18 protein-coding genes and 1 pseudogene are annotated in these 21,676 nt (G+C 67.6%); 7 read left to right on the forward strand and 12 right to left on the reverse strand.

Going from position 1 to position 21,676, the window contains the following annotated elements:
* The first annotated feature begins 170 nt into the window (after positions 1-170).
* Positions 171-815, forward strand: a complete 645-nt coding sequence (locus GBRO_RS18945) for a Pr6Pr family membrane protein (protein WP_012835493.1) — start codon at positions 171-173, stop codon at positions 813-815.
* Here GBRO_RS18945 and GBRO_RS18950 read toward each other — a convergent pair.
* Positions 779-2,158, reverse strand: a complete 1,380-nt coding sequence (locus GBRO_RS18950) for a carboxylesterase family protein (protein ID WP_012835494.1) — start codon at positions 2,156-2,158, stop codon at positions 779-781. The genes GBRO_RS18945 and GBRO_RS18950 overlap by 37 nt on opposite strands.
* Before the next feature lie 127 nt (positions 2,159-2,285).
* Between GBRO_RS18950 and GBRO_RS18955 the strand changes: the two genes are divergently transcribed.
* Complete coding sequence (locus GBRO_RS18955; RefSeq protein ID WP_012835495.1) at positions 2,286-2,807, forward strand: Rv2253 family sensor-like surface protein; 522 nt, start codon at positions 2,286-2,288, stop codon at positions 2,805-2,807.
* Here the strand turns inward: GBRO_RS18955 and GBRO_RS18960 are convergent.
* The 4 genes and pseudogenes from GBRO_RS18960 to GBRO_RS18975 all read right to left on the reverse strand — a co-directional run bounded on the left by GBRO_RS18960 (position 2,802) and on the right by GBRO_RS18975 (position 6,534).
* Positions 2,802-4,319: a flavin-containing monooxygenase gene (locus GBRO_RS18960; protein ID WP_012835496.1), complete on the reverse strand. Its 1,518-nt coding sequence runs from the start codon at positions 4,317-4,319 to the stop codon at positions 2,802-2,804. The two genes, GBRO_RS18955 and GBRO_RS18960, sit on opposite strands and share 6 nt — an antisense overlap.
* A gap of 47 nt (positions 4,320-4,366) precedes the next feature.
* Positions 4,367-4,680: pseudogene (locus GBRO_RS18965) on the reverse strand (ferritin-like domain-containing protein); the annotation flags it as partial.
* A 1-nt stretch (position 4,681) separates the two neighbouring features.
* Complete coding sequence (locus GBRO_RS18970; protein WP_012835498.1) at positions 4,682-5,557, reverse strand: SDR family NAD(P)-dependent oxidoreductase; 876 nt, start codon at positions 5,555-5,557, stop codon at positions 4,682-4,684.
* Positions 5,554-6,534: an alpha/beta hydrolase gene (locus GBRO_RS18975; protein ID WP_052298438.1), complete on the reverse strand. Its 981-nt coding sequence runs from the start codon at positions 6,532-6,534 to the stop codon at positions 5,554-5,556. Before GBRO_RS18975 ends, GBRO_RS18970 begins: the two co-directional genes overlap by 4 nt.
* Before the next feature lie 95 nt (positions 6,535-6,629).
* Between GBRO_RS18975 and GBRO_RS18980 the strand changes: the two genes are divergently transcribed.
* The gene (locus GBRO_RS18980) at positions 6,630-7,523 is read left to right on the forward strand and encodes a MerR family transcriptional regulator (protein WP_012835500.1); all 894 of its coding nucleotides are present in this window, start codon (positions 6,630-6,632) and stop codon (positions 7,521-7,523) included.
* A gap of 72 nt (positions 7,524-7,595) precedes the next feature.
* Complete coding sequence (locus tag GBRO_RS18985; RefSeq protein WP_012835501.1) at positions 7,596-9,245, forward strand: sigma-54-dependent Fis family transcriptional regulator; 1,650 nt, start codon at positions 7,596-7,598, stop codon at positions 9,243-9,245.
* On the opposite strand, the gene GBRO_RS18990 is transcribed toward GBRO_RS18985, so the two are convergent.
* Complete coding sequence (locus tag GBRO_RS18990; protein ID WP_012835502.1) at positions 9,193-10,407, reverse strand: HPP family protein; 1,215 nt, start codon at positions 10,405-10,407, stop codon at positions 9,193-9,195. The two genes, GBRO_RS18985 and GBRO_RS18990, sit on opposite strands and share 53 nt — an antisense overlap.
* Before the next feature lie 203 nt (positions 10,408-10,610).
* On the opposite strand from GBRO_RS18990, the gene GBRO_RS18995 reads away from it, so the two are divergent.
* The 3 genes from GBRO_RS18995 to GBRO_RS19005 all read left to right on the forward strand — a co-directional run bounded on the left by GBRO_RS18995 (position 10,611) and on the right by GBRO_RS19005 (position 14,210).
* Positions 10,611-12,107 (forward strand): aldehyde dehydrogenase family protein, encoded by a 1,497-nt coding sequence (locus GBRO_RS18995; RefSeq protein WP_012835503.1) that lies wholly within the window; start codon positions 10,611-10,613, stop codon positions 12,105-12,107.
* Positions 12,108-12,146: 39 nt separating this feature from the next.
* Positions 12,147-13,265, forward strand: coding sequence for an NDMA-dependent alcohol dehydrogenase (locus GBRO_RS19000; RefSeq protein ID WP_012835504.1), 1,119 nt, complete (start codon positions 12,147-12,149; stop codon positions 13,263-13,265).
* A 210-nt stretch (positions 13,266-13,475) separates the two neighbouring features.
* On the forward strand, positions 13,476-14,210 hold the full coding sequence (locus GBRO_RS19005) for a glutamine amidotransferase (RefSeq protein ID WP_012835505.1): 735 nt from the start codon (positions 13,476-13,478) through the stop codon (positions 14,208-14,210).
* Positions 14,211-14,252: 42 nt separating this feature from the next.
* Here the strand turns inward: GBRO_RS19005 and GBRO_RS19010 are convergent, their stop codons facing one another.
* Genes GBRO_RS19010 through GBRO_RS19035 form a run of 6 tightly spaced genes read right to left on the reverse strand, consistent with a single transcriptional unit; the run spans position 14,253 to position 21,675 of the window.
* Positions 14,253-14,864, reverse strand: coding sequence for a TetR/AcrR family transcriptional regulator (locus tag GBRO_RS19010; RefSeq protein ID WP_012835506.1), 612 nt, complete (start codon positions 14,862-14,864; stop codon positions 14,253-14,255).
* Positions 14,861-15,679, reverse strand: a complete 819-nt coding sequence (locus GBRO_RS19015) for an enoyl-CoA hydratase family protein (protein ID WP_012835507.1) — start codon at positions 15,677-15,679, stop codon at positions 14,861-14,863. Before GBRO_RS19015 ends, GBRO_RS19010 begins: the two co-directional genes overlap by 4 nt.
* A gap of 13 nt (positions 15,680-15,692) precedes the next feature.
* Positions 15,693-16,877: an acyl-CoA dehydrogenase family protein gene (locus GBRO_RS19020; protein WP_012835508.1), complete on the reverse strand. Its 1,185-nt coding sequence runs from the start codon at positions 16,875-16,877 to the stop codon at positions 15,693-15,695.
* A complete protein-coding gene (locus GBRO_RS19025; RefSeq protein ID WP_012835509.1) occupies positions 16,877-18,895 on the reverse strand; it encodes an acetyl/propionyl/methylcrotonyl-CoA carboxylase subunit alpha in 2,019 nt (672 codons plus the stop codon). Before GBRO_RS19025 ends, GBRO_RS19020 begins: the two co-directional genes overlap by 1 nt.
* A gap of 7 nt (positions 18,896-18,902) precedes the next feature.
* On the reverse strand, positions 18,903-20,501 hold the full coding sequence (locus GBRO_RS19030) for an acyl-CoA carboxylase subunit beta (RefSeq protein WP_012835510.1): 1,599 nt from the start codon (positions 20,499-20,501) through the stop codon (positions 18,903-18,905).
* A 13-nt stretch (positions 20,502-20,514) separates the two neighbouring features.
* Positions 20,515-21,675 (reverse strand): acyl-CoA dehydrogenase family protein, encoded by a 1,161-nt coding sequence (locus GBRO_RS19035; RefSeq protein WP_012835511.1) that lies wholly within the window; start codon positions 21,673-21,675, stop codon positions 20,515-20,517.
* Position 21,676: the final 1 nt, after the last annotated feature.

A 21,676-nucleotide genomic window follows, 5' to 3' on the forward strand; every position in this document is an offset into this window, starting at 1 on the left:
TTCGACAGTACCGAGCGGTCGTGGTGGGCGCAAGGGGAATCGCACACAATTTCGAACTAATCTGAAACGTATTGCGGTCCAACCATATTCGGGCCCCCTACGCGACACGTGCCGAGCACTCAGACCACGGATCACGCACTCCGGATACCCGGCATGCAAGGATCGTGGACATGGTGGTTGCGACTTCCGACGACCCCGGACAGACAACCGACCGCTCGCGGCTCTGGTGGGCCCGTCTGCTCCGACTCGCCTTCGCCGCCCTCGGGTGCGCCGCCCTGATCGCCCTGCCGGTGTACCGATGGGGCGCAGCCGGCTTCACCCTCGCCAACTACTTCAGCTACTTCACCGTGCTCAGCAATGTCGCCACCGTGATCGTCCTCCTCGTGGGTGCGCTGATCGCACCGAACTCGCCTTCCTGGCAATGGGTTCGGGGCGCGGTCACCACGATGATGGTCATCACCGGGATCGTCTACGCGCTCCTGCTGTCGGGGATAGACGTCAACCTGAACATCGACTGGATCAATGACGTCATGCACCGCGTGATGCCACTGGTGATCCTGATCGACTGGATCGTGTTGCGCGCCTGGCGACTACCCGATCGCAGCTGGCTGACCTGGATGGCGATCCCGCTGATCTACGGCGTCTATACCCTGAGCCGCGGCCCGGTGGTCGACTGGTATTTCTATCCGTTCATCGATCCGCGCACGCAAGGCTATGTGTCGATGACGATCTCGCTGGTCGTCGTGCTCATCGGCATGACGCTGATGTCCTTCGGCGTCTACTGGCTCGGTACCCGCGGGCGCAACGGCCGATAGGACACGATCCCGGCGGCCTCCGGCGGGGCCTGCGCGCCCAGGTCCTCGCCACGGATGAATCGTCCCCAGATGGACCGCAGGACCCGCCCGTCGTCGGCGATCTGTGACCACGGCGCGCCGGTCAGCAGGGTTGCCGATTCCCAGTCGGCCTCCGAGCCGAAGAGCAGCGGTAACTCGATGCAGTGCGCCGCGCCGTAGGCGCTGGTGGGGACGTGCCAGTCGATGCGGTACCGGATGGCCGTCCCACCCGCGGCTGCGTGATCGCGGGCGAATCGGTCGATGTCGCGGCTGTAGACGATGCGGGTGACCGTCCGCGACACCAGCCGACGCACCAACGGGCCGACGATCGGTACCCGCTCGACAACGTCCATCCTCGGGACCTGCGGCAGAAAGTAGTCGGTCTCGTCGCGGTTGTACCCGATGAGCAGTTCGATGCCCGAAGCGCCTCGCGTCCAGGCCTTCTCGATGTCCTCGTCGGCGGGTAGCGGGTCGTGTCCGTACTGCGGACCGAAGGCCATCAAACCCTTGAGACCGTAGCGCGGGCCGTCGGCGATCAACTCGGCCTGGATGTCCAGGATCTCCGCCACCGACGACGACGCGTCGAGGTGGCGGGTCCGGTCGAACATCTGGGTGGTCATCGCAGTCCGGTTGTGACGCAACCCCAACGGGGCGCTCTGCACGATCGCCCGGCGAAACAGACGCCGCTCGGCCGGCACCGCCAGCAGATGCGCGATGGCATCGCCGCCGGCGGACTGGCCCATCATGGTGATGCGGTCGGGATCGCCGCCGAACGCTCCGACGTTTTCCTGGACCCACTCCAACGCGGCCATGATGTCGAGTAACCCCAGGTTGGCCGGCCGCTCGGGACTGCCGTCACCCAGGAAGCCGAAGATGCCCAGCCGATAGGTCACGGCGACGAAGACGATGCGTTCCTCGGCCACCAGCGCGTCGGGGTCGAAGTGCGGGTCGTCACCGGCGCCGAGCACGTAGGACCCGCCGTGCACCCACACCACCACCGGCAGTGGGTCGCCGGTGTCGTCGGTGGGCCGGGTGACGGTCAGGCGCAGGCAGTCCTCGTCGGGGGTCTGGGTGGTCACCGGGCCGCCGAGCGTCTCCACGAGATACGGGCTCGGGAGCTGCGGGCACGCCGGTGCGGGCGAGGTTGCCTCGTGGGGCTCGATCCATCGGTCGACACGCTCGGGCAGGGCGAAGCGGTCGGCCCGGGCGTACCGGATGGATCTGGCGCGGACGACCAGCCCGTCGACGACACCGAGGACCGGACCGCACGGCGGCTCGAACCGGCGTCGGCCGGCATCGCCTACGGTCGAGTCGGATGAATTCACCGCGTTGTCCTGCATGGCCTCCGACGTTACCCATCACGGGCGGCGACGCCCCGCAGGTGCGCGGTCGATGTTCCGGCGGTTTCGCGATAGGGCTGCAGATGACGCCGGATCGCGCTGTACCACCACCATGCGTACGTCCGTCGTCATGATTCTCGCCGCAATGCTGACCGCCACCGGTTTCGTGATCGGAGCAGGCGCAGCAGAGGCGGCTCCCAGCTGGAACGGCCAGTGGACCCTGACGCGCTACGCCGCGTCGAAGACCGGCACCAGCCTCGCCGCCCGGCAGCGCGAACCCGATTTCTCCAACGTGTACACCTTCGCCACGCGCTGTTCGGCAGGGAAATGTGTGGCCACGGTGGTCGACGGTCCGCCCGCTGCGAACCCGACGATCCCGCGTCCGCCTCGCTACACCTGGAACGGTGCCACGTGGATGGAACAGTTCGACTGGCAGTGGGACTGCTACATGGGCGCGGGCAAACCCAAGGTCTGGGCACCGGCACACTCGGTCGCCTGGTACACCCCGCAACGCGACGGAACCAAGACGGGTACGTGGCGCACCGTCATCGACAGCGGCCCCTGCCGCGGGACGGTCGTGATGGCGGTGAAGGCCACCCCCAAGACAGCGGTCCCGGGCTTCCCCGGATCATGACCTGACGTTCACGCTCTCCCCCGCGCACTCCGGTAGCCGGTCACCAGCCACCGCCCGGAAGTCACGGGAGAAGTCGACGCCGCGCATCTGCCCGACGTACTGCGATGCGAATCCCGGGTACATCGTCGCGTTGAATCCGTCGTCGGTGAGATACCAACTGCGACATCCCGAATTCCAGGTGGTTGCGCGCAAGCGGCGTTGAATAACGGCGTTGTAGGCGTCCTGCGCCGGACGATGGACGTCGAGTTGTTTGAGTCCGCGAGCACGAATCGTCGATATCGCGGTGACGATGGCGTCGATCTGCGCCTCCATGTAGACCAGCGCCGAATTGTGTCCGGGACCGGAATTGGGCCCGAAGGTGAAATAGAGATTGGGGTAGCCCGACACCGCGAAACTCTTGTAGGCGTATGCACCCCTGGCCCATTCGTCGGCCAGCACCCTTCCGTCGCGGCCGGTGATCGGGAGGGGCGTGCCCTGTTTGGAGACCTCGAATCCGGTGGCGAACACCAAACAGTCGAATCTGCGCTCCACCCCTTCGACGGTGCGGACCCCCTGCGCGGTGATGTCGACAATCGGCCAGGTGACCAGGGCGCAGTTCTCCGCTTGCAGCGACGGGTAGTAGTCGCTGGTCATGAGCAGCCTCTTGCAGCCGGCCCGGAAGTCGGGCGTCAGTTGCCGCCGCATCCACGGATCATCCACCTGGGCACGAAGATTCAGCTTGGCCACACCCTCGATGACACGGGTGAACGGCGTATTCCACACCGCGCCGAGTGCCACCGACTCGTGTCCGAGGTACCACAGGCCGCGTGAGATGCTCTGGGTCAACGGCAGGGTGCGATACACACGCCGAACCGGTCGGGAGATCCGACGGTTCAGTCGGGGCAGCACCCAGCCCGGGGTTCGCTGATAGACGGTGACCTCGGCGCCGGCGCGGACGAGTTCGGGAATCAACTGCACCGCACTGGCACCCGTGCCGATAACGCCGACCTTCTTGCCCGCGAAGTCGTAGTCGTGATCCCAGGCCGCCGAATGCATCCGATGGCCGGTGAACTCCTCGAGTCCGGGGATCTCGGGATAGCCGGGCGTGGACAGCGGTCCCGAGGCGACCACCACTGCTCGGGCGATGATCGGCTCGCGGTCGGCCACCTGCACCTGCCAGGTTCCGTCCGTCTCGGCGAACCGTAAACCGGTGACCAGATGTGAGTACCGGATGTGCTTGTCGAGATCGTGATCGTCGATCATGCGGTCGATGTAGGCGAGGATCTCGTCGCTACCCGAGTACGTGTGTGACCAACCGGCGTTGGGCGCAAAGGAATACGAGTACAGGCGCGACGGAATGTCGCAGGCGGCTCCCGGATAGGTGTTGTCGCGCCAGGTACCACCAGGACGCACATCGCGTTCGAGGATCACGAAGTCGTCGATGCCGTTCTGCAGCAATCGGATCGCGGTGCCGATTCCCGCGAATCCCGCACCGATGACGACCGTCGTCAACGCCGGATCGGTGCCGCTCATGCGACCGGCTCGTACGTCACTTCCTTGGACCACGTCGGTTGTGGACGCTCGGGGACCTCGTCGTCGGCCAGCATGCCCCATCGACGCATCAGGGCGAGCTCGGCGTTGGCGTGCTTCTGCTCCTCGGCATGAAAGTAGCGGTAGATCTCGGCCAGCGTCGGGTCGGGGGTTTTTTGGCCAGCGCGGCGAAACCGCGTGCACCCACGTTCTCGATCCACACCAGGTCGGCCATGAACGCCCCGAGCTTGGGCTTCTGCTCCTCGGTGATCAGCTCGGCACCCGGTGCGTCCCAATCGATGTCGCCGAGCGTCCATTGACGATCCTTGATGGTCTGCAGCATGTCTTCTGCGACGATGGGCATGTCACGCTCCTGTCGTGGTGGTGAGTCGTTGCGCGTCGACACCGGCGGTGTTGCCGACGCCGGGGAGAAGCCTCCGCAGAATTCCCGCACCGACGGCATAGCTGCGCGGGAACATCCGTTTGGCCAACCAGATCGCGCGGGCGTCGATCTGCGGGATCACATACAGGCGACCGCGGTCGTGCGCGTCGAGGGTGTCGCGGGCGACCGCGTCGGCCGACCGGCCGGTGTGACGCATGAGGAACTCCGCGATCCTCATCGCCTCACCAGTGATCCTGCCGTCGGTGGCCACGTTGGTCTCGACAAAGGTCGGGCACAACACGGTCACCGCGAGGTCGCTACCGGACAGCTCGGCGGCGATGGCCTCCGACAAGGCCAGCACTCCGGCCTTCCCGACGTTGTAGGCAGCCATCCCCGGAGCGGCCGAAAAGGCTGCGGCAGAAGCGACATTGATCAGTCCGCAGTGCCCCGATTCGCGCAGTTGCGGCAGGAAGAGCTCCGAGCCGTAGACCATCCCCCGCAGGTTGATCCCGAGTGCCCACTCCCAGTCGTCGATGCCGATCTCACCGACCGGCGGCCCGCCGATCCCGACGCCGGCGTTGTTGATCATGAGACTCGTCGGGCCACCCAGGAATTCTCGTGCGCGAGCGGCAAGTGCGCGCATGTCGTCGACGTTCGCGACATCGCAGAAGATCGCCTCGGCGCGTCCGCGCCCCTGCTCCTCGATCAGCGCGACGGTCTCGGCCGCGCGCTCGACGTTGATGTCGGCACACAGGATCGTCGACCCACGACGGGCGAGTTCCCGCGCGAAGGCGCGTCCGATGCCCGAACCCGCCCCGGTCACGACCGCACGGGCCTCCCGACTTCTTCTGCTGCTCATGCAATCACCTGGTCGGTCCGGTGCCGATCTCGTCGCCGCCCGGCTCCCCGGCTCGCGGGAGCTTCTGAGCCGACGATGAAGTCGGCGGCCACAGCCAACGCGGGTGCCGCCTCAGGGATCAGCGTCGGCAGCGCCTGGAAGACATGCATCTGCCCCAGCCAGACCTGCAGTTCACAGTCGGCGCCCGCCTCGATGAGCATCCGGTGTGCCTCGCGGGCGTCGTCGACAAGCACCTCGGCACCACCGGCGTGGATCATGGTGCGCGGCAGATCATCTGAACGGTCGAGTGTCACGGCGATCCGGGCCAGATCGTCCGGTTGCCCTCGCGTGTAGTTGCGCACGAGCCGGTGGGCGGCGCGAGCGGAGATGAGCGGGTCTGGTCCCGCCCGTTGTTCGCGACGCCGGGCCAGACCGAGCGACAGATCGACGAGCGGGGACATGAGAAACACCGCGCGAGGCTGCCTCCGGCCGTGGCGCGCATTCTCCGCGAGCAGATCCAGGATGAGGTGTCCGCCCGCGGAATCACCGGCAACCGTGATGTTCTCCGCCCGGTATCCGATGTCCTGCAGCCAGGAGTAGGCGGCTTCCACATCGTCGGCGGCGGCCGGGAATCGATGCTCGGGCGCCAAGCGGTAGTCGACACTGAACACGGGCATGCCCGTCAATCGCGACAGGCGTGCAACCAGGCCCCGGTGGGTCCGCGCCGAGCAGATCGCATATCCGCTGCCGTGGACGTAGAGGATCATCTGCCGGGAGGCGCGGGCGTCGGGCGGATAGACCCACTCGCCACGGAATGTGCCGGTGTTGAGCCGATCCACCCGAACGCGGTAGGGCGGCGGAGACCCCACCAGCATGGCTGCGGCGACGAGCGCCCGCGACACGGGGACCTGAAACGACGACAGCACCTCGTTCAGCGGTCGCAACGTGCGACGCAGTGCCGCGGTCGCCGCGCCAGATCGCAAGGAGTTCTGAGACACACCCACATGCCATCACTCACAGTGCCAGTTGTCAATGGCGCAGTTTTCGTTGGCAGACCGGCGCTATAAAGTGCACGCACACGGGAGGTGATCGGATGGCAGGTACGTCGTCGTATCCGCGCCGGCAACTCGCCGCGCTCATCGCGCACATCTCGGCAACCCCGGCCGCGCTGGGCAGACGATCGCGCGACCTGGAGATCTCGGTCGCAAAGCTCGTGTCCAAAGCCGGCCATCAAGCCCTCGGCGAACCGGAATCCGAGACCTACCGCATCGACGACCTGGCGCGATTGACCGGGGTGACCACCCGCAACATCCGGGCGTATCGCGAACGCGGACTACTCCCGGCACCACGGCGTGTCGGGCGCATGACGCTGTACACCGAGGCACATGCGGCACGGCTGCGGATGATCAGTTCGATGCTCTCGCGCGGGTACACCATCGCGCATATCGATGAGCTCATCGGCGCGTGGGAGAACGGACAGCAGATCGCCGACGTGCTCGGTCTGCCCGCCGACCTGACCGACATCCCCGTCACCGAGAGCACGCGGGCCACGACGATGGATGAACTCCTCCGCCACGGCATCGATGCGAGTGCGGCCGAGCGACTCACCTGCCTGGGGCTACTCGTCGTCGACGACGGAGCGGTCCGCATCGACGAGCCGTCGGTCTTCGATGCGATCGTTGCCCTGATCACCGAATCCCGGCCCGCCTCGGCGGTGATCGACGTCGTCGAGGAGGTCACGCCCGCCCTTCTCGCCCTGGGTCGCGCGATGACGGCCGCGGCCGCGACCCTCACCGAAGGCAACGACACGCGCCGGCCGGCAGGCCCCGCCGACGATGATCTCGTCACCGACGTGACCCTGACCCTCATCCGGCTGCGGACGCTCGCCGAGGCCGCGACCCACGCAGCCCTCGCCCGGTCAACCGAAGCTCTTCTCGCACAATCACTCTCCGGTCCAGACGAGGAACGTGACGCCGAACCATCGTGACGATCGGGTGCGGCCACGATCCTTCGGCCTCGCAGGCCCCCTTTCCCCCCGCGAAGTTCTGTGCCACGGTAGGTGACCATCGACACACTGACGGAATCCGACCACACGCCGCAGCGCCCGGTGATCGCGCACTCGTGGCGGCGGTCGAAGCTGTGCGGGATCAATCCCGACGACGCCCCGCCGACCACCGCCGTCGACATCGCGGCGGCCGACCCATTGCTCGACGCCGCGCGCCCGGTGCTCGACGCCGCCGCTCATCGCCTCGCCGATACCGACTTGTCACTGCTGCTCGTCGACCACGAATGTCGCATGGTCTCGCGAGTCGCGTTCGGCAGCACCGTGGAACGTACCCTCGATGCGCTCGGCGCCACCCCGGGCATCCCGTTCGGCGAGGAAGCGGTCGGAACCACTGCGCTCGGGACTCCCGCCGAGGTGCGCGGACAGGTCATGGTCAACGGCTCCGAGCACTACCTCGAACAGTTCAAACACCTCAGCTGCCTCGGTCAGCCGATCATCCATCCGGCCACCCGGCGGCTGGCGGGCATCCTCTGCATGACCGAGGTCGCCGACCGCGTCAACCCGCTGTCGGTGCCGTTCGTGTCGGGGATCGTCGCCGACATCGCCGACCGCCTCCTCGACCGCTCCCGCGCCCACCAGCGTTGCGTCCTCGACGCCTTCCAGCGCGCCGCACCTCGCCGCGATGTGGCCGTCGCCGCCGTCGGTGACGACCTCCAGCTCACCAATTCGATGGCGGCAGAACTACTCTCGGCGACCGACATCGGGATGCTCCGTGCCCTGAGCGCTGACCCCGCCCTGTCCGCGGGAACCATGCGGCTGACGCTGGCGTCGGGTGTCGACGTCGAGATGCTCGTCGAACCGATCGACGGAACCCTCGGGGCGGCCATGTTCCGGTTCCGGCCCGCACCGCCCGCACCGGTCGCCGACGCACCGAGTCCCCGCCCGGCCGCACCGGCACGCGCGGCGAGTATCGCCGTCACCGGTGAACCCGGCACCGGCCGCAGCACGCAGGCGCTGTCGCTCGCCGCCGAGCACGCCGGCGATCCGCTCGTCGTCGACGTCGCCGATGACCTCATCGCCGGCACACCGCCCGACGTCGTCGGCCTGATCGCGACAGCGCGGACCGAGCACCGACCGCTCGTCATCGACGGCGTCGACCTCCTCGACGACCGGACCGCTGTCCTGCTCGGCAAGGCCGCGGCCCTGGCCACCGACGATCACCCACTCATCCTGGTCAGCGGACCCCCGACGCAGGCGGGTGCGGCGGTCTCGGCGCTGCTGGCCCGCTGCGCCACCCGCGTCGACCTCCCGCCGTTACGCCACCGGACCGCCGAGTTGCCTGCGCTGGCCACCACGATCCTGTCCTCGATCGATCCGGACCTGGAACTGTCCGGCCCGGCGGCCGACGCGCTGATCTGCCAGGAATGGCCGGGCAACCTCACCGAACTCACCGCCGTCCTGCATCACGCGGCCGACGATTGCGCCGCCCGTCGGACCCGGGTTCTCGACCCGGCCGCCCTGCCCGAGCGATACCGCACCACCAGTCGTGCCGCGCACCTCTCCGGTCGCGAGCAGGCCGAGCGGCAGGCGATCATCGACGCCCTGGATCGCCATGGCCGCAACAAGGTGCACGCCGCGCGCGACCTCGGCATCAGTCGCACCACGCTGTATGCCCGGATGCGGGCGCTGGGGATCGGCGGCTGACCGGCCCGATGACATCGGCCGAGATCAGGGAGTGGGGGCCGGCTGCAACATCTGCCGTGCGAGGCCGGCGATGAGGTCGGTGCGGGTCACGATGCCGACGATGCGGGGTCCGTCGAGCACCGGCATCGCGTCGCAGCCGTGCCCGCCGAGCTGCGGGAGCAGCGCGCCCACCGACGAGTCCAGGGCGGCCGCCGGGAGGTCGACGTCCATGATGTCGGCGGCCCGGATCGCGGTTCGCCGACGTCGCAAGCGCGCGCCCGGACCTCGACCCGACGAGTCCCGGATGGCCAACAGGAGATGGATCTGAGACCATCCCGGCAAAGGTCCCGTCCGGGCGGACCACCGGTAGCGAGGTGAAACCGTGCTCGCCGAACAATGCCGCCAGCTCCGACGCCGTCGCCTCGGGACCGACGGTGATCAGGTCGGTCGACATGATCGCGGCGGCATCGAGCGGCTCCACGCGGTGCCCCGCCGCCTGGAGTTCGGCCGCACCGATGAGCCGCGCGAGGTCGGCGACGCCGAGGTTCAGTGACTGGCGGTATCGGGCCAGGATGTCGGTCAGCTCGGCCTCGCTCAGGCCGAGGCGATCCTCGGCGGGCGGTTCGGCGTCGAACTGACGGAACGGATAATGCCGGCCGGTTGCCCGGCCGTACGCGGTCGCCGGCACGGCCAGTACGCAGGCGCCGACGGCGACCGGCGCGAGCACGAACCAGAAGCCCAGCGCGTGAATGGTTTCCGGTGCCAGCGCGGCACTCATCGCGACGGCACCGGCCGGCGGATGCACCGCCCGGCACAGGATCATCGCGCTCACCGCGAGACCCACCGCCACGGCGACCCGGATCGTGGGCTGGCCGATGAGCAGGGTCACGGCCACCCCGATCGCCGCCGAGAGCGCGCTACCGACCACCGTCGGCCACGGCTGGGCGAGGGGGCTGCTCGGCGCCGCGAAGACGAGCACGGTGGTCGCACCGAACGGTGCGATCAGATACAACCCCAGGTGCAGATGCACCCCCGACGCGACCAGCAGGCAGCCGAGGACGCCGAGCCCGAACGTCGCCCCGACACCGGCGCGGATCGCTTCCCGGGGCGACGACGCCACCGACGACGGACCGAGACTGCGGAGGATTCTGCCCAGCAGCGGCCGGCCGATTCGCGCGGACATGACTTTCTCCGGGGACGTGAGCAACAACGCCCACACGCTATCGGGGTCCGTCGGACAAGCCGCATCTGCCCATCGCCTCACGAGTGTGCAGCGAGGTGTTCAGTTTCTGTACACGCCGATCGACCGACGCGATGGCAGAAATAGCAGCGGGCCCGCATGTATGGCCCAGATCACATTTCACCTAAGATCGAGCAGGAGACCACATGACCGCCGTCGCCACCGAATTGCTCCCGAGGATCCGAGACTTCATCTCCGCCGACCGATCCATGCTGATCGGCGGGGAATGGGTCTCGGCCGCCTCCGGGCGCACCTTCGAGACCATCGACCCGGCCACCGCTCGGCCGATCACCTCGGTGGCGCACGGCGAGGCCACCGACGTCGACCGCGCGGTCCGAGCCGCACGCCGCGCCTTCGACGAAGGTCCCTGGGCGTCGATGAAGCCGAACGAGCGGGAACGACTGCTCTGGCGGGTCGGCGACCTCCTCACCGAACGCGCCGCAGAGTTCGGGCAGCTCGAGGCGCTCGACAACGGCAAGGCCGCGACCATCGCCTCCGCGGTCGACGTGTCGTGGTCGGCGGACATCTTCCGCTACAACGCCGGCCTGGCCACCAAGATCACCGGCTCGACGGTCGACGTGTCGATGCCGTTCGTGCCGGGCGGCGAGTTCCACGCGTACACGCTGCGGGAGCCGGTCGGCGTCTGCGGGCTCATCGTGCCGTGGAACTTCCCGTTGCTGATGGCGGCGTTCAAACTGGCACCCGCGCTGGCCGCCGGAAACACGGTGATCCTCAAGCCCGCCGAACAGACACCGCTCACCGCACTGCTGCTCGGCGAGATCTTCGAGGAGGCCGGATTCCCGCCCGGTGTGGTCAACATCGTCACCGGTTTCGGCGACGCGGGGGCCGCGCTGGCCGCCCACGACGACGTCGACAAGATCGCATTCACCGGTTCCACCGAGGTCGGCAAGAAGATCGTCGAGGCCGCCAAGGGCAATCTGAAGAAGGTCTCCCTGGAACTCGGCGGGAAGAGCCCCAACATCGTGTTCGCCGACGCCGACTTCGAGAAGGCGGTCGCCGGTTCGGTGGCCGCGTGGATGTTCAACCACGGCCAGTGCTGCGTGGCCGGCACCCGACTTTTCGTGGAACGCCCGATCTTCGACGACTTCACCGCGGCAGTCGCCGAGGCCGCATCGCAGGCCAAGATCGGCCCGGGCCTGGACCCCGCCACCGAACTCGGTCCGCTGGTCAGCCAGGAGCAGTTCGACCGCGTCAGCGGCTACCTGTCGGCCGGACTCGCCGACGGCGCCCGTGCCCTGACCGGCGGAAAGCGTTGGGGCGATGAGGGATTCTTCATCGAGCCGACCGTCTTCGTCGACGTCGAGCCACATTTCTCGATCGTGACCGAGGAGATCTTCGGGCCCGTCGTCGCAGCACTGCCCTTCGACGCCGACACCGGCGTCGCGGCCGCCGCCAACGACTCCATCTACGGTCTGGCCGCGGGCATCTGGACACAGGACCTGTCCAAGGCGCACAAGACCGCGCGGGCGATCAAGGCCGGTTCGGTGTGGGTCAACCAGTACAACGGCTTCGACACCGCCATGCCCTTCGGCGGCTACAAGCAGTCCGGCTGGGGACGCGAACTGGGGTCGTCGGCCATCGACCTGTACACGCAGACCAAGGCCGTCAACATCGCCCTCTGACCCAGCCCATCATCACCGAGACACCAAGGAGCACAAACCATGTCGATGACCACCAAGGCCGCTGTCCTGACCGCACCCGGCAAGCCGTTCGAGATCGTCGAACTCGCCCTCGACGAGCCCCGCGAGGGTGAGGTCCTGATCAAGTACACCGCTGCCGGGCTCTGCCATTCCGACCTGCACCTCACCGACGGCGACCTGCCACCGCGTTATCCGATCGTCGGCGGCCACGAGGGGTCGGGCATCATCGAGGCCGTCGGCCCGGGCGTCACCAAGGTCAAGCCGGGTGACCACGTGGTGTGCAGCTTCATCCCCAACTGCGGCACCTGCCGCTACTGTTCGACCGGCCGGCAGAACCTGTGTGACATGGGCGCCACCATCCTGGAAGGCTCCATGCCCGACGGTACCTTCCGCTTCCATTCCGGCAGTGATGATTTCGGTGCGATGTGCATGCTCGGCACCTTCGCCGAGCGCGCCACCATCTCCCAGCACTCCGTGGTCAAGGTCGACGACTGGCTGCCGCTGGAGAAGGCCGTCCTGGTGGGCTGCGGCGTCCCGTCCGGTTGGGGGACCTCGGTATACGCCGGGGGTGTTCGCGCCGGCGACACCGTGGTCATCTACGGCATCGGCGGACTCGGCATCAACGCCGTACAGGGCGCCGTGTCGGCCGGGGCCAAGCATGTCGTCGTCGTCGATCCGGTTGCTTTCAAACGGGATACCGCACTCAAGTTCGGTGCCACGCACGCCTTCGCCGACGCGGCCGAGGCTGCCGAGAAGGTCAACGAACTGACTTGGGGTCAGGGTGCCGATCAGGCGCTGATCCTGGTGGGCACCGTCGACGAGGAGGTCGTGCAGAACGCGACGGCCGTCGTCGGCAAGGGCGGCGTGGTGGTCATCACCGGTCTCGCCGATCCGACGAAGCTGACCGTGCACGTCTCGGGCACCGATCTCACCTTGAACCAGAAGACCATCAAGGGCACGCTGTTCGGTTCGGCCAACCCGCAGTACGACATCGTGCGACTACTCCGTCTGTACGACGCCGGGCAGCTCAAGCTCGATGAGCTGATCACCCAGACCTACACGCTGGACCAGGTCAACGAGGGGTACCAGGATCTCCGTGACGGCAAGAACATTCGCGGTGTGATCATCCACGACAGCTGACTCTGCGCAGTCACCCCGAACCCCGGTCCCGGGCGCGCACGTCCCCAACGCGTCCGGGACCGGTTCCATCTCCAGAACTCGTCGGGTCAGAACTCGAATTGCACACGCGCGACGTCCACGCACAGTTTCGGATCATCCCGTCATCAGCACACGTCCCCGGAGACCGAATCCGAGGATCGCCTCGGCCGCACGACGGTAGAGTCGGGCAGTGTGAGGCCGTTCTTGCTGATCAGCATTCGTGCCGACGACGACGCCGCCGACAACGAGTACGAGGCGTTCGTCCGATTCAGCGGACTCTCCCACCGAACTCTGCATCGCCTGCGGCTCGAGCAGGAATCGTCAGGCGATCTCGATCCCGCCGACTACGCGGGCATCATGCTCGGTGGCGGCCCGTTCAACGCGAGCGATCCGTACGAGTCGAAGTCGCCGGCACAGATTCGTGCCGAAAAGGAGCTCGCCGCACTGCTCGGGACGGTGATCGATGAGGACTCGTGGTTCCTCGGTGCGTGTTACGGCATCGGCACGATCGGCACAGCCATCGGCGCCGTCGTCGACCGGCGCTGGCCGGAACCGATCAGTGCAGTCCCGGTGGCCCTGTCCGACGCCGGACTCGCCGACCCGCTGATGGGTGTGCTGCCCCCGCATTTCGACGCCTTCGTCGGCCACAAAGAAGCCATCAGCTCACTACCACCGCACGCGGTTCTCCTCGCGTCGTCACCCGCCTGCCCGGTACAGGCCTTCCGCGTCGGAAACCACGTGTATGCCACCCAGTTCCATCCGGAACTCGACGTCGAGGGCCTGTGCACGCGGATCACCGCCTATCGCCACCACGGCTACTTCGACCCCGCCGAACACGATTCCCTGATCGCGATGGCGCGGCGCAGTGTCGTCACCGACCCGCCGAAGCTGTTGCCGCGCTTCGTCGAACTGGCCCGCGCGGGCTGACCCGCCCGCCCATGTGCTGGTTGAGCCGCGACAGGTGAGCGCTCAGCCGAGCGAGGTTCGCAACATCTCCGACCAGGTGGCGACCACCTGCGCGCGACGCGCCGAGTCATCGGACAGCGTGTCGGCAAGACCGAGACCGCGCGCGAGGTCGAGTGTCGCCTGCACCGCGCGGTAAGCCTGCTCGTCATCGGGGTCGGCACCGAGGGTGGCCATCGTCATGCGGTGTGCCGCTCGCGCGAACTTGGCCTCCAGCGGCAGGATCAGCCCACGCAGTGCGCTGTCCGACGCCGCGGCGGCCCACACCTGCAGGGCCGCTTTGAACTCCGTGCCGGTGTAGATCTCCACCGCGCGATCGACCGCCACCCGCACCCGATCCTGTCCTGCCGGGACGGCCGCCGCCGTTGACATCCGGACCGTCAGATCGTCGAAGACCTGCTCGAGCGTGGCGGTGATCAGCTTCTCGCGTGTCGGGAAATGGTGTTGGGCCGCCCCGCGGGAGACGCCGGCACGCTCGGCCACCGCCGCCACCGTCGCAGACGCCCAGCCGTCGTGGGCCAACGCGTCGATCGTCGCGGCGAGGAGGCGTTCGCGTGTCAGCCGCGACCGCTCCTGTTGTGGCTCACGCGAACCGGCGCCGCGCGTGGTTGTCGTCACGACGGTTCGGCCGCTGCGGTGAGGTCCCACGGGGGCGCCTTCTTGGACAGAAATGCGGTCATCCCCGCGCGCGCCTCATCGGAGGCGAACAACGCCGCTGACTCCTGCGCACGTTGATCGGCCGACGCCGCGAACGACGCCAGAAGTGACGCGGTGGTCAGCGCCTTGGATGCCGCCAGACCCTGGGGCGATGCACGACGAACACCGTTGAGCACCGTCGCCACGCCGTCATCGAGCGCGTCGGCGGAGTCGAACGCCTCGGTGACCAGCCCGATCTCAACCGCTCGCGCCGGGTCAAAGGTCTCACCGGTGAGGAAGTATCGACCCGGGGCGCGGCCGGACATCTTGGGCAACAACGCAAGTGAGATCACCGACGGAGCCACGCCGAGTCGTGCCTCGGTCAGCGCGAAGGTGCAGCGCGGGCCGGCGAGCACGATGTCCGACGCGCCGATCAGGCCGAAACCACCGGCGCGCACATGGCCGTCGATGCGGGCGATCACCGGCTTCGGCGTCTCGATGATGATGCGCATCAGGTCGATCATCGAGCGGGTGCCGGCCGACGATGCATCCTCCACCGACATTCCCGACGCCAGTGCCTCACTGAGATCGGCTCCCGCGCAGAAGGTCCCGCCGCTGTGGGTGAGCACGATCGCGCGTACCTGTGGGTCGTCGGCCGCCCGGCGCAGACCCGACTGCAGTTGTCCCACCAGCGTGGCCCCGAGTGCGTTGCGCTTCTCGGGCGCATCGAGTTGCACCGTCGCGACCCCGGCGTCGATGTCGACCCGGACCTTGACCTCACCGTCGACCTCACTCATGACACTCTCCCGCTCAGTACGACTTCGGCAGACCGAGGCTGGTCTGCGCGACGAAGTTGAGGATCATCTCCCGACTCACCGGGGCGATCCGGGCGATGCGGGCGAGGCTCAGCATGGGCGCGAGTCCGTACTCGGTGGTGAGCCCGTTGCCGCCCATCGAATGCACGGCCTGATCGACGATCTTCACACACGCCTCCGCCGCGGCGTACTTCGCCATGTTGGCGGGTTCGGCTGCGCCCCAGTCGTCTCCGGCGTCGTACATGGTGGCGGCCTTCTGCATCATCAGCTTGGCCATCTCGATCTGCACCTTACCTTCCGCGAGCGGGTGGGCGATCGCCTGATGCGCGCCGATCGGCGTCTTCCACACGGTGCGATCGTTGACGTAGGCGACGGCCTTGCCGAGTGCGAAGCGGCCCATACCGACAGCGGATGCGGCGGCCATGATGCGTTCCGGGTTGAGCCCGGCGAACAGCTGACTCAGCGCGGCGTCCTCGGAGCCGACCAGCGCGTCGGCCGGCAGTCGCACATCGTCGAGGAAGAGCTGGAACTGCTTCTCCGGGTTCTGCAGTTCCATGTCGATCATGGTCCACTCGAAGCCGGCGGCGTCGGTGGGCAGGATGAACAGAGCCGGCTTGAGTTTGCCGGTTTTGGCGTCCTCGGTGCGGGCCACGATCAGCACCGCCTGCGCCTGGTCGACGCCAGAGATGAACACCTTGCGGCCGTTGAGGATCCAGTCGTCACCGTCGCGCCGGGCGGTGGTGGTGATCTGATGGGAGTTGGAGCCGGCGTCGGGTTCGGTGATGCCGAACGCCATCGTGATGGTGCCGTCGGCGAGCCCCGGGATCCATCGCTGCTTCTGCTCGTCGGTGCCGAAACGCGCGATGATGTTGCCGCAGATCGCCGGGGAGACCACCAGCATCAGCAACCCGGTGCCGGCCGCGGCGATCTCCTCCATCACGATCGACAGCTCGTACATCCCCGCTCCGCCGCCGCCGTACTCCTCGGGCAGATTGACGCCGATGAAGCCGAGTTTGCCGGCTTCCAGCCACATCTCGTCGGTCTTGCGTCCCTCGCGGGCGCATTGGCGGAAGTACTCCTGTCCGTACTTCGCGGCGAACGCGGCCACCGACGACCGCAACGCGGCACGCTCGGGTGTCTCCACGAACGGATTGGTGACGTGATCGATGGTCTCGGTCATCAGTGGGTCTCCTCGTGTGTGGTGGTTTCGGTTGACGCGGAATCGGTCTCATCATCGGAGCTGATGACCGCGAGTACATCGCCGACGGACAGTTGCTGACCGCTCTGCACGGCCAGCGTGGTCACCACACCGTCGGCGGGCGCGGCCACGGTGTGTTCCATTTTCATGGCCTCGAGCCAGAGCAGTGGCTGTCCCGCGCTCACCCGGTCGCCCTCGGCCACCGCGATGCGGATCACCGACCCGGGCATCGGGGCCAAGAGCGACCCGGGACGTTGTACGGCGGCCGGATCGACGAACCGTGGCGCCCGGCGCAGTGCGACCGACCGGCCGGGCCCATCGACAAAGACCTCGTCGCCGTAGCGGTGGACATCGAACGTCGTTCGCACACCCGAGATCTCCATGGTCACCCGGTCCGCGGCGACGTCGACGACGGCGACCTCGGCAAGGTCCGGCAGTTCGACGCCGGTGCGGGTCATGCGGTAGCGGACGTCGAGTTCCGTGCCCTGCCCGGTGGTGTAGCGCTTGACCTGGAATCCCGACGGCAGGTTGCGCCACCCGGCCGGCAGCCCACGCTGGACGGCAGCCGCCGCGCGGGCCGCTGCCGCGTCGGCCAACGCTGCCGCTGCGGCGCCCACGGCCACATCGTCATCGTCGACGAGTGGTGCGGAGAGTACGTCGAGGCCCACCGTGTCGATGAACCCGGTGTCGGTGTCGCCCTCCCCGAAGGCCTTGCTACGCAACGTGTTGACGAGCATGTCCCGGTTGGTCAGCGGACCGTGCAGCCGCGCGTCGGCCAACGATCGGGCAAGCATCGCCGCCGCCCGCCGCCGATCCGGGGCCCAGGCGATGATCTTGGCGAGCATCGGATCGTAGAAGGTGGAGATCTCGCTCCCGGCTTCGATGCCGGCGTCGACCCGGATGCCGGGGCGCTGCAACGGACCGAACCGGACATCGGCAGCGATGTCGATCGCGTGGACGGCACCCGATTGCGGCTGCCAATCGGCTGACGGATCCTCGGCGTAGAGCCGCACCTCGATGGCATGGCCGCGCGTACCGGGTTCGGTGACGTCGAGATGCTCGCCCATCGCCACGCGCAGTTGCCACTCGACGAGATCGGTTCCGGTGGTCAGTTCCGTCACCGGGTGCTCCACCTGCAGGCGGGTGTTGGTCTCCAGGAAGAAGAACCGGCCCGACGCGTCGGCGAGGAACTCCACCGTCCCCGCACCCGTGTAGCCGATCGTCGACGCCGCGGTGCGGGCCGCGGCGAACAGCCGCTCTCGCAGGTCACCGCCGATCCGTTCCACGAGCGGTGCCGGCGCCTCTTCGATGATCTTCTGATGCCGCCGCTGGATCGAGCATTCCCGCTCACCGACGGCCCAGACGGCCCCGTGCGCATCGGCCATGATCTGGACCTCGATGTGGTGTCCGCTCTCCACGTAGGGCTCGCAGAAGACGGTGGGGTCGCCGAAGGCGGACTCCGCTTCCCGGGCCGCCGCCGAGATGGCCGCGTCGAGCTCGTCGAGGCTGCGCACGATCCGCATACCGCGGCCACCGCCTCCGGCCGACGCCTTGATGAGCAGTGGGAGATCGTCGGCGCGCACCGCGGCCGGGTCGATGTCGCCGAGCACGGGCACCCCGGCATCGGCCATCAGCTTCTTGGCGTTGACCTTGGAGCCCATCGATGCGATCGCGGCGGGCGGCGGACCGATCCAGGTGAGCCCGGCGTCGATCACCGCTTGCGCGAATTCGGCGTTCTCGGAGAGGAACCCGTAGCCGGGGTGGATGGCGTCGGCACCTGCGGCGCGGGCGGCGGCGATGACGGCGTCGCCCCGCAGATAGGTGTCGGCGGACGTGGAGCCGGGGAGCCGGACCGAGTTGTCGGCCATCGCGACGTGCGGAGCGTGCGCGTCGGGGTCGGAGAAGACCGCGACGGTCCGCAATCCCATCGCGCGGGCGGTGGTGAACACGCGACAGGCGATCTCGCCACGGTTGGCCACGAGTACAGAGGTGATGGTCATGTCCGCCTCACATCCGGAAGACGCCGAAGTTGGACGTGCCCTCGACGGGCCCGCTGTGGATCGCCGAGAGACACAGCCCGAGAACGGTTCTGGTATCCCGGGGGTCGATGACGCCGTCGTCGTAGAGCATTCCGGACAGGAACGCGGGGACCGACTCGGCCTCGATCTGCGCCTCGATCATCTGCTTCATCGCCGCGTCGGCGGCCTCGTCGACCGTCCCGCCGCGCGCCTCGGTGGCCGCACGCGACACCAGCGAGATCACCCCGGCCAGCTGAGCGGCACCCATGACGGCGGATTTCGCACTGGGCCAGGCGAACAGGAACCGCGGATCGTAGGCGCGCCCGCACATCCCGTAGTGTCCGGCGCCGTAACTGGCACCCATGAGCACCGAGATGTGCGGCACGGTGGAGTTGGACACCGCGTTGATCATCATCGAGCCGTGCTTGATGATGCCGTTCTGCTCGTACTCCTTGCCGACCATGTAGCCGGTGGTGTTGTGCAGGAACAACAATGGGGTGTCGCTGCGGTTCGCGAGCTGGATGAACTGGGTCGCCTTCTGCGATTCCTGGCTGAACAGCACGCCCTGCGCGTTGGCGAGGATGCCGATCGGGTACCCGTGGATGCGCGCCCATCCGGTGCACAGCGACGCCCCGTACTCCGGTTTGAACTCGTCGAAGTCGCTGTCGTCGACCACCCGGGCGATCACGTCACGCGGATTGAACGGGATCCTCAGATCCGACGGCACGATGCCGAGGAGTTCCTCGGGGTCGAAACGCGGTTCGATCACGTCGGCGACCGGTCCCGGCCCCTTCTTACGCCAGTTCAGTCGCGCGACGACGCGCCGTCCGATGCGGATGGCGTCCTGCTCGTCGGCCGCGTAGTAGTCGGCGAGCCCGGATTGCCGAGCGTGCATCGCAGCGCCGCCCAGCGATTCGTCATCGCTGTCCTCGCCGGTCGCCATCTTGACCAGCGGCGGTCCCCCGAGAAACACCTTCGACTGGTTCTCGATCATCACCACGTGATCGCTCATCCCCGGCACATAGGCACCGCCGGCCGTCGAGTTCCCGAAGACCAGTGCGACGGTGGGGATTCCGGCAGCAGACAGACGGGTGAGGTCACGAAACATCCGGCCACCGGGGATGAACACCTCCTTCTGCGTCGGCAGATCAGCCCCGCCGGACTCCACCAGCGACACCACGGGAAGGCGATTCTGCAGGGCGATATCGTTGCAGCGCAGTATCTTCCGGAGTGTCCACGGGTTGGAGGTGCCACCCTTGACGGTGGGATCGTTGGCAACGATCAGGCATTCGACACCCTCGACGACACCGATACCGGTCACCACCGATGCCCCCACCTGGAAGTCGGAGCCGTAGGCGGCCAGCGGGCACAGTTCGAGGAACGCCGAATCCTCGTCGACGAGGAGTTCGATCCGCTCGCGGGCGGTCATCTTGCCGCGCTTACGATGTCGGGCAACGTATTTCTCACCGCCGCCGGCCAGCGCCTTGTCGAACTCGCCGGCCAGTTCGTCGAGTTTGGTCTGCATCGCATCGGCGGATGCGACGTACTCCGATCCCGCCGGATCGAGAGTGGATCGTAGCGTTGTCACCTGCTGACTCCCGTCACTGCTGATACCCCAATCGTTTGGCCGCGAGACCGGACAGGATCTCGGTTGTCCCGCCGCCGATCCCGATGATGCGCATGTCCCGGTACTGCCGTTCCACCTCGGTGCCGGTCATGTAGCCGAGGCCCCCGAAGAGTTGGACGGCCTTGTCGGCCACCCATTCACCGGTTTCGACGGCGGTGTTCTTGGCGAAGCAGACCTCGGCGATCAGATCGTCGCCGGAGGTCACCTTGCGTTCGACGACCGCCCGGGTGTAGGTGCGTGCGATGTCGATGCGACGGGCCATCTCGGTGAGTGAGTCCTGTACCGATTGCCGTGCGATCAACGGCTTCCCGAAGGTCTGCCGGTCCCGTACCCAGGCCAGCGTGAGGTCGAGGCACCGCTGCGCACTCGCGTAGGCCTGCACGGCCAGCCCCGACCGTTCGGTTACGAAGGCGGCGGCGATCTGCGCGAAACCCGAGTTCTGCGCACCCACCAGATTGGTGACCGGCACCCGGGCGTCGACGAACGACAGTTCGGCGGTGTCCGAACTGCGCCAACCCATCTTTTCCAGCCGTCGGGTGACGGTGAAACCCGGTGTGTCCTTGTCGATGACGAGAAGCGAAACGCCACCGGCACCCGGGCCGCCGGTACGGACCGCGGTCACCACGAAGTCGGCGCGGACGGCGGAGGTGATGTAGGTCTTGGCGCCGTTGACTACGTAGTGGTCGCCGTCGCGGACCGCGGAGGTCCGCAGGTGGCCGACATCACTGCCACCATCGGGTTCGGTGATCGCGAGGCTACCGATCTTTTCTCCGGCCAGAGTGGGGCGTACCCACCTGTCGATCTGATCGGGGTCGGCGGCACCGATGAGATGCGGCAACGCGATCCCGTGGGTGAACAGCGACGCGAACACCCCGCCCGCCGCACCCGCGTAGTGGAACTCCTCGGCAAGGATGCTCGAGTCGATGAGATCGCCACCTGAGCCGCCGACGTCCTCGGGCACCCCGAGTCCGAAGAGGCCGAGCTTGGCCGCTTCGCGGTGCAGGTCGCGTGGCAGCAGTCCGTCCCGCTCCCAGGTATCCTGGTACGGCAGGATGTGACGTTCGACGAATCCGCAGACAGTGGACCGTAATTCACGCCGTTCCGGGCTGTCCCAGACGGGGCTGGTGATGGGCACC

Source organism: Gordonia bronchialis DSM 43247, assembly GCF_000024785.1.
GTDB classification, from domain to species: Bacteria; Actinomycetota; Actinomycetes; order Mycobacteriales; family Mycobacteriaceae; genus Gordonia; species Gordonia bronchialis.